A 14,123-nucleotide genomic window follows, 5' to 3' on the forward strand; every position below is an offset into this window, starting at 1 on the left:
TCGCGCCGCCGCCCGGGTCTCGCCACCCGGGCGGCGGTTTTTCATTATCACTTCTTCCGGCTCGCGAAGAACGCGGCGATGAGCCGCTTCGACTCGTCCGATCCGGCGAGCCGCAGGAACGCCTCGGTCTCGAGGGCGATTGCCTGCTTCAGCGGCAGCGCGGCCCCCTCGACCATCACCCGCACCGCCTCCGCCGCGGCCCCGGTGCGTTCCAAGGGCGCGAGCGCTCCGGCACCGTGAATCGGTCCCAGCTTTCGGGCGCGAGCGTCTGACCCGTGGGGCGACGCCGTGATCCGAGCAGCCGCCTCAGTCAACTCGGCCGAGGTGGTCACCTGCGACACCAATCCGCGCGCCGCCGCCACTGCCGCGTCGAGCGGCCGGCCGGTCGTCAGCATTTCGGCGGCTGTCTCCGTTCCGACGATCCGCGGCAATCGCTGCGTGCCGCCCCAGCCGGGGATGAGTCCGAGCGTCACTTCGGGAAGGCCGAGCCGCACCTTCGGGTTGTCGCCAGCGACGCGGCAGTCGCACGCGATCGCGACCTCTAATCCGCCGCCGAGGGCCGCGCCGTCGATGGCGGCGCACGTCGGGAACGGGAGCGCTTCGAGCTTCTCCAACACCCGCAGGCCCTGCTCGATGAAGCCGCGCACCGCCGGGTCGTTCGGCCCTGGCGCGTTCGCGAGCAGGTTCAGGTCGGCCCCGGCGATGAAGACCCCCGGCTTCGCGCTGGCGAGCACCAACCCCTTCAGGTCGGTGCGTGCCACGAGCGCGTCGAGCGCCGCCTCGAACTCGGCCCACAGGTCGGCCGTCAAGACGTTCGCCCTGCTGCCGGGTTGGTCGAAGGTGAGGACCGCGACGCCGTCGGGCCGGACGGCGAGTTGAAGTGCAGACATGGTGCGTCACCGGGAAGAGCCTACGGGGTGCGACCCGTAGGCGTTATATCCCGTTAGCGCACCTCACGGGGGATCCGCTCGCCCGGTTCGCGGGGGGTCGTCGGGTAGGCGTCGCCCCCGATCAGCGGCAGCAGCCAGTCGTGCCGCTCGGGGTACGTCGGGAACGCGCCGCCGCGGTGGTAGAGCCGCGCGAGGCGGCTCGTGCCCGGTTCGCCGACGCGGATCACCGGCTGGATGTACTTCCGCACCGCCGGGCCGGCGCTGGTCAGGGCGTGGACGCAGTTCACCACGTGCTCGTTCGTGTTGAACGAGTCGATCGAGCGGAACCGCACCTGCCCTGATTCGAGGTACGCCGCCTGGTTGCGGGCCATCTCGTACCGCACCGCGTCGGTCTCGTACGGCCCCCACCGCGACACCTGCGAGTTGTGGCTCGCCATGATCGCGAACGTGTCGGCCAGCGACCAGTTCTTCCCGGGCTCGGGCCGCAGGCGGAACGGCCGGACCACGGCGGTCTCCGGGAGCCAACTGATCGTCACGGTCTCGACGCTCAGTCGCCCGTCGGCCGCGGGCGTCACCTTCGCGTAGGTGCCCCACGTGTGTGCCGTGCTTGGGCGGAACGGGACCGACTGCCCGGCGAACAGCGTGAAGTAGTACCGCGGCTGGCAGTCCACGCCGGGCGCGGCTGGCGGCGGCGCGGAACTCAGTGCGAGGGCGGCGAGGAGGAGCGGCGTCATGGTGGCCTCCGGGATGTGTTCAATACTTAGCCGACAACGCGGCCGCGGGATTGTCGGGAACACGCGAAAGCCGTGCCCGTCGCGGAGGGATCGCGACAGAGGCGGTACCGCCGGTAAAGCAGGACGCCCCGCGTTGTGCGGGGCGTCGCAACGGTCGGAGCGGTTCGGCCGGTGGTGCCGGTCACGCCGCCGGCGGCGTCTCGCTCGGGGCCGACTTCGGCGGGTGGAAGAACAGCGCGAGGATCACGGCGGCCGCCAGCCCGGCGTACATCGAGACCTGGAAGATCGCCGAGTAGTTCAGCTTGTCGCCGACCTTGTACGTCTCGCCGAGTTGCCCGCACACGAGGTTCGCCACGAACGGCCCGACCCCGATGATGAGCGCGTTGAACAGCCCCTGCGCGCTGCTCCGGGTGTCCTTCGGGAAGAACTCGTCCACGAAGATGTACACGGTCGCGAAGAAGAACGCGTAGCACACGCCGTGGAGGGCGTTGATGAGGATCGCGGCCTCCTTCTCGGGGTAGAACGCGAACACCGCGAACCGCGCCGAGTGCCCGAGCACGCCGACGATCATCGTCAGCCGCCAGCCGAACGTCCTGAGCACGTAGCCGAGGACGAGCATCGTGAGGATCTCGGCGATCTGGCCGATCTTCATGACCGGCAGCACCCAGTTCGCGGGGATGCCCACCTCGGGGCTCTTGAGGAACGACGCGGTCCAGTAGAAGAAGCTCTGGTGGACCGCGGCGTCGATGAACGTGACCAGGAACAGCACCGCGATGAACGGGTTCTTGAGGAACCGGGCGGCCTTGAGCCACGCGAACGAGTCGCCGCCGGCGGCCGGCTTGGGGGGCGTGTGAGGGAGCAGCGGGCTGATCGCCGCGAGCACGAACGACGCGGCCCCGGCCACTACGAAGATGTACCGCTGCGCCTCCGACGCCGCGGCCCCCTCCTTCGAGGTGCCCAGCGCCTTGCCGACCCAGTCCACGAACCCGACCTCGGACAGCGCCGGCACCTTCGCCCAGTCGACCAGGATGAAGATGAACGGCCACGACGCGACGATCCACCCGACCGTGCCCCACACGCGGACCGGGCCGAACTCGCGGGCCGGGTTCTTCAGGTTCGCGAACGCGATCGAGTTCGCGATCGAAACCGTCGGCACGTAGAAGACGCAGTGCAGCAGCATGAGCAGGAAGAAGGGCCAGAACACCGCGTCGGCGGCCGCCAGCACCGCGGCCTTGTCGGTCGGGTCGGCCGGGGCCGGGCGGATGAAGAACAGCGCCAGAATCGCCGCGCCGCCGATCACGTGGCTCACGCCCAGGAACTTCTCGGCCGCGAACCTGCGGTCCGCGAACTGGGTGCTGAAGAACAGCGCCACCAGCGCCCCGATGTTGAACGCCCCGAAGATCAGCGCGTTCTGCCAGCCCGCGAACCCGAGGCTCGGGATGTAGTCGAACCCGAGTTCGAACCACGCCCCCCAGATGAAGATCTGGAGGAACATCATCAGGCACAACTTGCGGCGCAGGGCGGTCTCCTGCGGCGTACTCAGCGCGGCGTCCGCGGCCATGAGGGCTCCGTGAGCGGGTTCGGGAAGCGAGTGTTCCCGAATTTAAGCCCGCACGCGCGGCGCGGCAACGGGGCGGTGAGGTTTTCGGCCGGCCGGAAGGGGAGGACGCACGAGACCCGCCGGCCAGGGGGCGGGCCTGGGCCGACGGGTCTCTGGGTGCGGGACGGTACCGGTTACGAGCGGTACGGCATCAGGATCGGCTGCGGGTCGATGCCCGCGGTGAAGTCGCCCTTCCCCTCGGCGATGGCCGAGCCCAGCTCGCTCAGGTCGCGGAGGTCGCCGTCGGTCGGCCGCGTGCCGAGGAACTGGCGGGTCAGCGTGCGGCAGATGCCGTCGGCCGCCTTGCGGGTGAGTTCGTCGGTCTGCCGGCCGGCGTAGATGGCCGTGGCCAGGATCACGACCAGCGACTGCACCCGGCTCGACAGCTCCGACATGCGGGACTGCCGGTCGGCGAGCTTCAACTGGTGCTTCCGCATCGTCGCCGAGATCTCGTTCGCCATCCCGCGGAGCTGGTGCGCCGCGAACTCGGCGTGCGAGCGGAAGTTCCGCGGCAGGTCCGGCAGTGCCGCGTGGCCGCGGCGGAGCGCCTGCCCCGCCATCCACTTCGCGTACTGAACCATCGGCCCCTTGAGCTTCCACAGGTGCGACGGGTTCATCAGGTTCGGCGTGCGGATCTTGTTCGCCGCGAGCACCTTGCCGATGGGCTCGAAGAACTCCCGCCCGTGCTGCTTCACGAGCGACTTGAAGAACGCCATGCCGAGCATCTCGCCCTCGCCCTCGTAGATGCACGGGGCGAGTAACTCGTGGACGTTGTCGCCGAACAGGTGCCCGTGCAGGAACGCCCGGCCCCCGTGCGTCTTCATGTGCAACTCGATCGCGGCCTCTTTCTGCGCCTCGCTGCCGAAGATCTTCGCGATGATGCACTCCATCTCCCCGCGGTAGCCGGCGTCGAGCAGCGCGGCGCACCACTCGGTCAGCGCGTCGCACGCCACGATCAGCCCGGCGAGGTGCCCGAGCCGCCGCCGCACGAGTTCGCGCTTCGCGATCGGCTCGCCGTAGGTGACCCGGAACTTCGCCCACGGGACCATGTCGGCCATCATCTTCCGCATCGCCCCGGCGGCGTTCGCGCACAGTGCGACCCGGCCGCGGTTCAGCCCGTGGTACGCGATCGTGAGGCCGTCGCCGTCGTGCGGGACCAGCAGGTTCCCGGCGGGCACGCGGAACCCGTCGAACACGATGCCGTGGTTGTGGCACTGCTTCAGCGCGTACAGCCCGTAGTTCTTCAGGCGGAACTCGGGCGTCTCGGTGTCGGGCAGGTCGACCACCAGCACCGCGGGCTTGCCGTCGATGAGGCACACGAGCCCGATGGTGCGGCCCGGCCGCACGTTGGTGATGAACAGCTTCTCGCCGGTGACGACGAACTCGTCGCCGTCCCGCACCGCGACCGTGCGCAGCGCCGTGAGATCGGACCCGGCCCCCGGCTCGGTGAGCGCGAACGCCGAGAGCCGCCGGCCGCTCGCCAGTTCGGGGAGCCACCGCCGCTTCTGCTCCTCGGTGCCGAACGTCTGGACCGGGTCCACCGCCCCGATGCACCCGTGGACCGACGCGAGGCCGGCGACCGTCGGGTCGAGCAGCGCCATCTCGGTGATGAACTTCGCGAACCGGGCGAACGGCACGCCCGACCCGCCGTACTTCGTCTCGACGAGAAGCCCCCAGTACCCGGCGACGCCGAGTTCCGCGAGCACGCCCTCGGCGATCTTCCCCTCGCCGTCGAGGAACGTCCCGTCCACGAGGTGCTGCCGCACGACGTTGAGCGAGTTCTTCATCGCCTGCTCGGCCTCGGGCGACACGACCGGCACGGGCGCGGCCCACTGGTCGGGCGACACCTCGGCGTCCCACACGGCGCGGTGAACGGGGCTCGCGGTCGTGCGGTGCCGGGCCGCGAACAGCTCCTCGACTTGGTCGTCGGCCGTGTCCACCGCGCCCATGCGGCGGACCTCCTCGGCCCCCTTCCCGCCGAGGCGAAGGGCTTCCTCCGCGAAGGACGGAGAGCGAACGTCGGTGCTCATGGGTGAACCTCGGTGTTGTGGCGAGCCGGGAGCGTCAGCGACGGGAGTTTGCGTTCAACAAGAACTCCGGTCGCTGACGCTCCCGGCTCGCCAATGAAATCGATTCGTTAAACGTGCGCGAGGGCTCGCGTGTCCGCGTAGAACCCGTGGCCCTCGCGGGCTGTGTGCCGCAACAGTTCCGCCGGCTCGAACCGCGGGCCGTGCGCGGCACGCAGTTCGTCGAGTTCGCGCACGACTCTTGCGACGCCGAGCGAATCGGCGGTGCGGAGCGGGCCGCCGCGGAACGGCGCGAACCCGGTGCCCAGCACCATCGCCAGGTCGGCCGCCCACGCCTCCGCGACGACGCCGGCCCCGAGGCACTTCGCGGCCTCGTTGATCATCGGGTAGACCAATCGCTTCTGAACTTCGGACAACTCGCCCGCGGCCGCCCCTTCGGGCCTGCGGGCGCGCCGCGGCGTGGCCCACTCGGTCGGCTTACCGCGGCGGTCGCCGTCGTACGTGTAGAACCCGCGGCCCGCCTTCTTGCCGAGCGCGCCGGCCGCGACCATCTCGGCGAACCGCGCCGGCACCGGGCCGGGGTCGCTGGTGAGCGCCGCGAACGTCTTCGACACGTCGGCCGCGATGTCCACGCCGATCTGGTCGAGCAGTTCGAGCGGCCCCATTGGCATCCCGAACCGCACCGCGGCGCGGTCGACCTCTTCGCCGGAGACGCCTTCGAGCACGAGCCGCACCGCCTCGTCGAGGTACGGGAACAGCGTGCGGTTCACGAGGAACCCCGGGCTGTCGGCGACGACGACCGGCACCTTCCCGAGCTTGCGGACCAGTTCGACCAGCGTCGCGACAGTCGCGTCGCCGGTGTCGCGGCCGCGGACCACTTCGACCAACTGCATCCGGTGGACCGGGTTGAAGAAGTGCAGGCCCGCGACGCGCTCGGGGTGGGGCGTGGCGCCCGCGATCCGCGACACCGACAGCGCCGACGTGTTCGACGCGAGCACGGCCCGCGGCCCGAGCTTCTCGGCGAGTTCGCGGAACACGGTGCGCTTGACGTCCTCGCGCTCGACGACCGCCTCGATGACGAGGTCGCACCCCGCGAGCGGTCCCCACTCCGTGGTCGGCGTGACGCGCCGGACGAGATCGTCGGCGGCTTCTCGCGTGAGCAGCCCCTTGCTTGAGGCCGTGGCCGTGAGCGCCGCGACCTTCTTCATCCCGCCCGCGACGATTTCCTCGCTGATGTCCTTCAGTGCCACCGGCACGCCGTTGAACGCGAGGAGCTGCGCGATCCCCGCGCCCATCGTGCCGGCCCCGACGACCGCGGCCCTCTTCACGGTGGCCGGCTTGGTGCCGCGGACCCACGTCGACGGCTTGCGGGCCTTCTCGCGCTGGAAGAACAGCCCGATGAGGCTCCTCGCCACGGGCGAGAACACGACGCTCACGAACCCCTCGCGCTCGGCGTGGTAGCCCGCGGCCCCGGGGCTGCGGTAGCCGGCCTCGATTGCCCGCAGCGCCGCGGGCAGCGCCGGGTAGTCGCGGGCCTTCTTCGCGAGCTTCTTTCGGGCCGCCGCGAACACGACCGCGCGGCCGGGTGCGGTCGCGTCGAGCAGCGTGTCGAGCAGCTTCCGCGTCGGGTGGCGGGCCGAGCGGCCGTTCAGACGGTCGTCGATGAACTGGCTCACCGCGGCGTCGAACGATTCGGCGGGTGCGGCGACATCGACCAGACCGATCGCGGCGGCCTTCGAGGCGCTGAGGTTCGCGCCTTCGAGGATCATCTTGAGCGCCTGCCGCAGCCCGACGAGCCGCGGGAGCCGCTGCGTGCCGCCCCACCCCGGGATCAGGCCGAGGCTCGTCTCGGGCAGGCCGAGCTTGGTCGCGGCGTCGTCGCGGGCGACGCGGTGCCGGCACGCGAGCGCGAACTCCAGGCCGCCGCCGAGGCACGGCCCGTGGATCACCGCGACCGTCGGGCACGGGAGCCGCTCGAGGCGCGCGAACGTCGAGTGGCCCGCGTCGACGACGGCCCGCACCTCGTCGGCGTGTTCGAGCTGCTGGATGCGGTTCACGTCGGCCCCGGCGAAGAACCCCGACGGCTTGCCGCTCCGGAACACGACGACCCGCGGCGGGTCGCGCTCCAGCGCGTCAATCACCGCGCGGAGTTCGCCGATGACCTCGTCGTTGAAGACGTTGAACGGCGCGCCCTGCACGTCGAAGGTGACCGTGGCCACGCCGCGGGCGTCGCGCTCGATCCGCAGGTGCTTCAGGTGATCCGTCATGGTGATCCTCTTCCGAATGCGGAATGCGGAACTCGTAATGGGGAGTCGAAGACGCGTCGTTCAGTCCGCACTCCTCACTTCAAGGTGTTTCCACCCACACCGCGGCCCCCTGGCCGCCGCCGACGCACAGCGCCGCTAACCCGCGCTTCAGCCCCCGATCGCGGAGCGCCCGCATCAGCGTGAGGATCAGCCGGGTGCCCGACGTGCCGACCGGGTGGCCCAGCGCGATCGCGCCGCCGTTCACGTTCACCTTGCTCAGGTCGAGGTCGCCGACGGGCTTGTCGTCGTTCAACTCGCGGCGGGCGAACTCGGCCGAGGCCATCGCTTGCTTGCACGCGAGTACCTGCACCGCGAACGCCTCGTTGATCTCGATCAGGTCGAAGTCGGCGAGCGTCGCGCCGGTCTGCCGCAGCAGCTTGTGGACCGCGAACACCGGGCCGAGGCCCATGCGCTTGGGATCGCACCCCGCGAGGGCGTACCCCCGGATGGTGCCGAGCGGTTCGCGGCCGGCGAGCTTGTCGGCGTGCGTCACCACGAGGGCCGCCGCGCCGTCGGTAATCGGGCAACTGTTGCCGGCCGTCACGGAGCCGCCCTTGCGGTCGAAGATCGGCTTCAGCTTCGCCAGCGCGTCGAGCGACTGGCCGGGCCGCGGGCCGGTGTCCGTCGCGACCCCCTCGCCCTTCGTGAACGCGGCGGGCACTGGCACGACCTCGTCCGCGAAGAACCCGCGCTTCCACGCGGCGACCGCCCGCTGGTGGCTCGTCACCGCGAACTCGTCCTGCGCCTGCCGCGGGATGGCGAACTCCTTGGCGAGCACCTCGGCGGTCTGGCCCATGTTCAGGCCGCACGTCGGGTCGCCGAGGCCGAGTTCGAGCGCCGCGACCGGCTTCAGCAGCGCCGGCCGGAACCGCCGCAGGAGCATCGAGGCCTTGCCGCCGAGCCCGGCCCTGCGCCAGTCCATGAAGAAGTCGCGGGCCTTGTTGTTCCACAGCAGCGGGACGTTCGACATCGACTCGGTGCCGCCGGCGACGATCAGGTCCGTGCGGCCCTCGTTGAGCGCCTGCCACGCCGCGAACACCGACTCCATCCCCGAGGCGCAGTTGCGGTTCACGGTGTGCGCGACGCGGTCGTGCGGGACGCCGCTGCGCAGCGCGATGACGCGGCCGATGTTCGAGGCGTCCGGCTGCCCGGCGACGTTGCCGAACACGACCTCTCCGACATCAGTCGGCCGCAGGTTGGCGCGGGCCAGCACGCCCTCGACGGCGACCTGACCGAGCCGGTCGGCGGGGACGTTCGCGAGCGCGCCGAACGCCTTGGCGAACGGCGTGCGGACCCCGGCGAGAACGGCGAGCGGCGGGAGAGTAGCGGTCATGATGGGTCACCTCTGGTGTCTTGAATCTCCTGGCGAGCAGGGACGTGAGCCCCCCGGAAACACACTCATCAACCGGGGGACTCACGTCCCCCGCTCGCCTGGGGCGGCTGGTCGCGGAGGGCGCGGCGGAGCACCTTTCCGAGCATCGTGCGGGGGAGCTGGCCGGCGACGACCTCGACGACCCGCGGTCGCTTGTGGACCTCGAGGTGCTGGCGGACGAAGTCGTCGAATGCTCGGCGGCTGAACGCCCGCATGTCCTTCGGCACCACGACCGCCTTCACCAACTCGCCGCGCTGCTTGTCCGGCACGCCGAGGACCGCGACGTCCGCGACCTGCGGGCACCCGCGGAGGACGTGCTCCACGTCGGTCGGGTACACGTTCACCCCGGAGGTGATGATGAGGTCCTTCTTGCGGTCAACGATCTTGAAGAACCCGTCGGCGTCGCACGTCGCGAGGTCGCCGGTGTAGAGCCACCCGTTGCGGAGCGCCTGGGCGGTCGCCTCGGGGTCGTTCCAGTACCCGGCCATCACCTGCGGGCCGCGGACCACGAGTTCGCCCACCGCGCCGAACGGGAGCGGGCCGACGCCGGTGGTCGCGTCCACGATCATCGCCTCGGTGTCGGGCATCGGCAGGCCGATGGTGCCGGGCCGGGCGGTGCCGTCGAGCGGGCCGGCGTGCGTCACCGGGCTGGCCTCGGAGAGCCCGTACCCCTCCACCACGACCGCCCCGCTCCGCTCGGAGAACTCGGCGGCGACGTCGGGGCTCAGCGGCGCGCCGCCGGACATCACCGAGCGGATCGCGCCGAGGTCGTACCGGCGGCGGACCAGCGCCGCGTTGAACGCGGCGAGCATCGCCGGCACCGCGGGCACCAGCGTCGGCCGCCACTGCTCGATGAGCCGCAGCACCGCGTCGGCCTTGAACCGGTGGTGCAGGACCAGCGTGGCGCTCATCGCGACGCCGCACAGGGCGCACGCCGTGAGGCCGTAGCTGTGGAAGAACGGGAGCACCGCGAGGACCACGTCCTCGCCCACGCGGCGGCCGTTCCAGTGGAGCACCTGCCAGGCGTTCGACACGAGGTTCCGGTGCGTCAGCAGCACCGACTTCGGCGTGCCGGTCGTGCCGCCGCTGGGCATGATGTTCGCGAACGCTCCGGGCGGCACGCGGTCGGCCACGAAGTCGGGGGCGTTCGCGAGCGCCTCGTCGAGGTCCACCGCGACGCCCGGGACGCGGCCGCCCCGCACCCCGAGGCGGTGCAGCCGGGCGAACCGGTAGAGCTGCCGGCTGAACCACGGCAGGCGGTCCCCCAGGCTGGTGACGTACACGGCGTCGAGCTGACCGTTGTCGGCCGAGCCGATGAGTGGGAGGAGCAGGTCGAGCGACACGAGGTACCGGCACCCGGTCGAGCGGACCACCTCCGCCAGCTCGTCGGGGACCATGAGCGGGTTCAGCGGCACCGTGACGCCGCCGGCCATCCACGTGCCGAACAGCGCGACGAGGTACTCGGGCGTGTTCGGGAGCACGATGCCGACGCGGTCGCCGGCCCGGAGCCCGCGCTTCTTGAGCGCCGCGGCGAACCGGCGGCTGCGGTCGAGCAGTTCGGCGTAGGTCAGCGCCTGCCGGAAGAACTGGCACGCGACCCGGTCCGGGGTGCGGGCGGCGGCCCGTTCGAGGAGCCAGTGGACCGGCTCGTCGGGGTAGTCGAGGTGCGTCGGTACGCCCTGCGGGTAGTGCGAAACCCACGGGTGCCCGGAGCGGTGATCCTGGACGACGGCGACCATGAGGACCCCCTTCGTCGGGGGAGAGCCGACGGCAGGGAACAGGGCGACCGCTGCGAAACGTTCGATCCAGATGGGCGGTTCTGGCTCAGCAGTAGAAGTGGAACTGCAAACAGCGGCCTGAAGCGGTTCGACGAGGCATTATTCGACCCCCCGCGGACCGAAATCAATGGGGGAAGAGTCCGGTCGCGCCGCCCGACGAGTTTCGGCAGGCGGTACAACCGGACCCGCATGATCGGATTTCGAGTTGCGAGCGCGAGGTGTCAAGTTCCGGTGCTGGCCCCGCAGCCACCCGACAACTCGAAGCGTGAAACGCGCAACTCGAAACTCCGCTAGCCCTTCTCGAACAGCTCGGTGACGAAGGCGTCGGCGTCGAACGGCTCCATGTCCTCGATCTGCTCGCCGAGGCCGACGAACTTCACCGGGAGCCCGAGCTTCTGCTTGATCGCGAACACCGCCCCGCCCTTCGCGGTGCCGTCGAGCTTCGAGAGGATGATCCCGGTACACTTCACCGACTTCGAGAACTGCTCGGCCTGCATCAGCGCGTTCTGGCCGGTCGTCGCGTCGAGCACCAGCAGCACCTCGTGCGGCGCGCCGGGCACCTGCTTCGCGACGACGCCGTGGATCTTCTCCAGTTCCTTCATCAGGTGCGTCTGCGTGTGGAGCCGGCCGGCGGTGTCCACGATGAGCACGTCGAACCCGCGGGCCTTCGCCTTCTCGCAGGCGTCGAACGCCACGGCCGACGGGTTCGCCCCCTGCCCCTGCTTGACGATGTCGCACCCGATGCGGCCGGCCCACACGGTGAGCTGCTCGACGGCCGCGGCCCGGAACGTGTCGCACGCCGCGACCACGACCTTCTTGCCGTCGCTCTGGAGCCGCTGGGCGAGCTTCGCGATGCTGGTGGTCTTCCCCGAGCCGTTCACCCCGGCGATCATGATCACCGTCGGCCCGCTCGGTGCCCACGTGATGCCGGGGTTCTCGGTGACGAGCAGGTCGCGGAGCTGCGCCTTGACGAACTCCTCGACCTCGCCGCTCACCTCCTTGTCGCGGAACCCCTGCCGCACCCGGTCGACGATGGTGCCCGTGGCCTGGGTGCCGACGTCGGCGAGGTACAGCCGCTTCTCGAGTTCGTCGAGGAACGCCTGGTCGACGCGGCCCTTGCCGCGGAGCAGGTCGAAAACGCCGCCGAAGACGTTCTTGGTCTTGGCGAGCCCCGACTTGATCTTGCTGAACAGCCTGCCGAGCATGGACCCAGTCCCCCGTGGTGCGTGCGCGAGAGCGCGATTCAGACATTGTACGGACGCGCCCGCACCGTCCCATCGCCGGCCCATTCGCGAACGGGAAGGCGTGCGGTATAGTAGCGGTGGCCCCGAGAGGAGATTCGCAGTGTCGTACAAAGACTTCCCGTATCCCGATGTCGCGATCCAGTTCGGGCTGACCGAAGGAAGCGCGGACCTGTTTGTGGGCGTGCAAGAGATTCCGGCCAGCGCCGCGCTCCGGTCGTTTCTCGGGATGAACCTGACGCTCGCGAACCTCATCAACACTGAGAAGGCACGCTCGGAGTTGCTCGTCGCTCCCGTGCTGAGTGAACTGTGGGGCCGCGGAGGCGGGCGGATCAACCTGTTCTCGGGCGTCGAGTTCCCCGCCGACCCCGCCGCTCAATTAACTGGCTACGTTGATTTCCTCATCGGGCAGGGTCCGCAACTGCCGCGGGTGTCGGCCCCGGTGGTCGTGATCTTCGAGGCGAAGCGGGACAACATCGCCGAGGGGTACGGGCAGTGCATCGCGGCGATGATCGGGGCGCAGCGGTTCAACCTGCGAGCCGGCAACGCGGTCGAGACGATCTACGGCTGCGTGACCACGGGGATCAACTGGAAGTTCCTCCGCTTGGTGGGCGCTCAGCTCACGTTCGACCTCTCGGAGTACACCATCCAGCAACCCGACCGCCTGCTCGGACTGCTCGCGCACATGGCCGGCTTGCCGCCGGCACCCGCAGTTGCGGCGTAATGGTGCGAGGAACCGACGAGTTGTGAGTACAGGAGGCGAGACGTGTCGGCTATGGCATCCCCGACCACCCCGGCGGTCCACTACCCCGACGACGACGGACTCCCCATGTCCGACAACACCTGGCAGTTCAATTGGATCGTGCTCCTGCACTCGAACCTCGACGTGCAGTACCGGAACGACCCGGACGTGTTCGTCGCGGGGAACCACCTCATCTACGCGGTCCAAGGAAGCGTCTGCACCCGTCAGGCACCGGACGTGTACGTCGCGTTCGGGCGGCCCAAGGCGGACCGCGGGAGCTACAAGGTGTGGGAAGAGGGAGGCTTGTTCCCACAGGTCGTGTTCGAGGTGTGGTCGCCGGGCAACCGCTTCGAGCAGATGCAAGACAAGTTCGAGTTCTACCAGACGCACGGGGCGGAAGAATACTACATCGTGTACCCCGAGTTCCCGTCGCACGCGGCCGGCTGGAAACGGGACGGGGACCGGCTGGTTCGCATCGACGACTTGAACGGGCACGTCAGTCCGCGACTCGGCATCCGGTTCGTACTCGACACGGGTGAATTGACGATCATCGGACGAGACGGCCGCCCCTTTCGGACGGCGACCGAGATGGTGGCGGAGCAAGAAGCGGCCGAGCGGCAGGCCACAGTGGAACGGGACCGTGCGGCGAAGCTCGCCGCGAAGCTCCGCGAACTCGGCGTGGACCCGGACGCGGTGTGACCACGCTCGGTCACGAACAAAGTCAGAGCCTTGGGCCCTTCGACGTGGAGGAATCAGTGCCCCTACTCTTTCGTTTCCCACTCAATCTGTCGGCCTACCTCGGGTTGGGCTTCATCTGTATCGTCGGCTGCACACCCCGGAACCCGGAGGTTTGGCGACTCAACCCCGAGTACGAAGATCGACTCGCCGATTACGCCGACGTCGGCGGTTACGAGATTCGGCCGCCAAAGGGGTACACACCGTCGCAACGAGACGTGAAGGACAGCGAGCTCGAGGCCCGGGGCGTCGCGTGGACGACGCCCCCGAGGCCGTCGGGAACAGCGCCGCTACTCATGGTGGTTGTCTCGCAACACCCTGGCGCGGAATTGACGACGGCGCAGGAGCGGGTGTTCAAATACCTTCGCAATATGGGGAAGAGCAAAGTGGGGTGGAGCCAGACACGGGTTGAAACGGGCACCATCAACGGGATCAAGTTTGCCCACGCGCGGTGGAGCGGTATCCATAACCAGCCGAACAGTCCCCTGGACGGAAAGCAACTCGAAGGATTCGTGTACTTCACCAAGACCGAGACCGGGTTTATCCAGATCAGTAGTCAGGATGTCGAAAGCGAATCCCTGACGCTCGCGGAAGCAGCGGCGATGACCTTCCGCCGCAAGTGACCCACTGCAAGTTATCCGCGCCTAGGCTCTGTCTGGTGAATCTGTAACCGGGGCAAGTTTCCGGAGATAGCGCTG

Annotated in this window: 11 protein-coding genes; 3 read left to right on the forward strand and 8 right to left on the reverse strand. The window is 69.6% G+C overall.

The features are described from left to right. Positions 1–47: 47 nt before the first annotated feature. The 8 genes from ACTIGN_RS31935 to ftsY form a co-directional block, all read right to left on the reverse strand. Complete coding sequence (locus ACTIGN_RS31935; protein WP_439631603.1) at positions 48–890, reverse strand: enoyl-CoA hydratase-related protein; 843 nt, start codon at positions 888–890, stop codon at positions 48–50. 53 nt (positions 891–943) lie between these two features. Further along, complete coding sequence (locus ACTIGN_RS31940; RefSeq protein ID WP_439631605.1) at positions 944–1,624, reverse strand: hypothetical protein; 681 nt, start codon at positions 1,622–1,624, stop codon at positions 944–946. Positions 1,625–1,805: 181 nt separating this feature from the next. Then, a complete protein-coding gene (locus tag ACTIGN_RS31945) occupies positions 1,806–3,185 on the reverse strand; it encodes an MFS transporter (protein WP_439631607.1) in 1,380 nt (459 codons plus the stop codon). A gap of 173 nt (positions 3,186–3,358) precedes the next feature. Further along, complete coding sequence (locus ACTIGN_RS31950; RefSeq protein WP_439631609.1) at positions 3,359–5,254, reverse strand: acyl-CoA dehydrogenase family protein; 1,896 nt, start codon at positions 5,252–5,254, stop codon at positions 3,359–3,361. Between the two features lie 107 nt (positions 5,255–5,361). Continuing rightward, positions 5,362–7,518: a 3-hydroxyacyl-CoA dehydrogenase NAD-binding domain-containing protein gene (locus ACTIGN_RS31955; protein WP_439631611.1), complete on the reverse strand. Its 2,157-nt coding sequence runs from the start codon at positions 7,516–7,518 to the stop codon at positions 5,362–5,364. Positions 7,519–7,597: 79 nt separating this feature from the next. Beyond that, entirely contained in the window at positions 7,598–8,890 is a 1,293-nt protein-coding gene (locus ACTIGN_RS31960; RefSeq protein ID WP_439631612.1) for a thiolase family protein, read from the reverse strand. Positions 8,891–8,958: 68 nt separating this feature from the next. Further along, positions 8,959–10,668 (reverse strand): long-chain-fatty-acid--CoA ligase, encoded by a 1,710-nt coding sequence (locus ACTIGN_RS31965; RefSeq protein ID WP_439631614.1) that lies wholly within the window; start codon positions 10,666–10,668, stop codon positions 8,959–8,961. Between the two features lie 329 nt (positions 10,669–10,997). After that, positions 10,998–11,912, reverse strand: a complete 915-nt coding sequence (ftsY, locus tag ACTIGN_RS31970; protein WP_439631616.1) for a signal recognition particle-docking protein FtsY — start codon at positions 11,910–11,912, stop codon at positions 10,998–11,000. A gap of 139 nt (positions 11,913–12,051) precedes the next feature. Here ftsY and ACTIGN_RS31975 point away from each other — a divergent pair, with 139 nt between their 5' ends. From ACTIGN_RS31975 to ACTIGN_RS31985, 3 genes are read left to right on the forward strand one after another with little or no spacing between them, the layout of a single operon-like run. Next, positions 12,052–12,672, forward strand: coding sequence for a hypothetical protein (locus ACTIGN_RS31975; protein WP_439631618.1), 621 nt, complete (start codon positions 12,052–12,054; stop codon positions 12,670–12,672). A gap of 51 nt (positions 12,673–12,723) precedes the next feature. Further along, entirely contained in the window at positions 12,724–13,389 is a 666-nt protein-coding gene (locus tag ACTIGN_RS31980) for a Uma2 family endonuclease (protein WP_439631620.1), read from the forward strand. Further along, positions 13,386–14,048 carry a hypothetical protein gene (locus tag ACTIGN_RS31985; RefSeq protein WP_439631622.1) on the forward strand — a complete coding sequence of 221 codons (663 nt, stop codon included), beginning with the start codon at positions 13,386–13,388 and terminating at the stop codon, positions 14,046–14,048. The genes ACTIGN_RS31980 and ACTIGN_RS31985 overlap by 4 nt, the downstream gene beginning before the upstream one ends. Positions 14,049–14,123 lie beyond the last annotated feature (75 nt).

Origin of the sequence: Gemmata sp., assembly GCF_051859125.1 — a bacterium.
GTDB lineage: Bacteria > Planctomycetota > Planctomycetia > Gemmatales > Gemmataceae > Gemmata.

What these genes read in the sequence shown, in the direction of transcription:
- ACTIGN_RS31935 (WP_439631603.1), bottom strand. Translation starts at nt 890, where the DNA reads ATGTCTGCACTTCAACTCGCCGTCCGGCCCGACGGCGTCGCGGTCCTC.
- ACTIGN_RS31980 (WP_439631620.1), top strand. Translation starts at nt 12,724, where the DNA reads ATGGCATCCCCGACCACCCCGGCGGTCCACTACCCCGACGACGACGGA.
- ftsY (WP_439631616.1), bottom strand. Translation starts at nt 11,912, where the DNA reads ATGCTCGGCAGGCTGTTCAGCAAGATCAAGTCGGGGCTCGCCAAGACC.
- ACTIGN_RS31945 (WP_439631607.1), bottom strand. Translation starts at nt 3,185, where the DNA reads ATGGCCGCGGACGCCGCGCTGAGTACGCCGCAGGAGACCGCCCTGCGC.
- ACTIGN_RS31955 (WP_439631611.1), bottom strand. Translation starts at nt 7,518, where the DNA reads ATGACGGATCACCTGAAGCACCTGCGGATCGAGCGCGACGCCCGCGGC.
- ACTIGN_RS31965 (WP_439631614.1), bottom strand. Translation starts at nt 10,668, where the DNA reads ATGGTCGCCGTCGTCCAGGATCACCGCTCCGGGCACCCGTGGGTTTCG.
- ACTIGN_RS31960 (WP_439631612.1), bottom strand. Translation starts at nt 8,890, where the DNA reads ATGACCGCTACTCTCCCGCCGCTCGCCGTTCTCGCCGGGGTCCGCACG.
- ACTIGN_RS31950 (WP_439631609.1), bottom strand. Translation starts at nt 5,254, where the DNA reads ATGAGCACCGACGTTCGCTCTCCGTCCTTCGCGGAGGAAGCCCTTCGC.
- ACTIGN_RS31940 (WP_439631605.1), bottom strand. Translation starts at nt 1,624, where the DNA reads ATGACGCCGCTCCTCCTCGCCGCCCTCGCACTGAGTTCCGCGCCGCCG.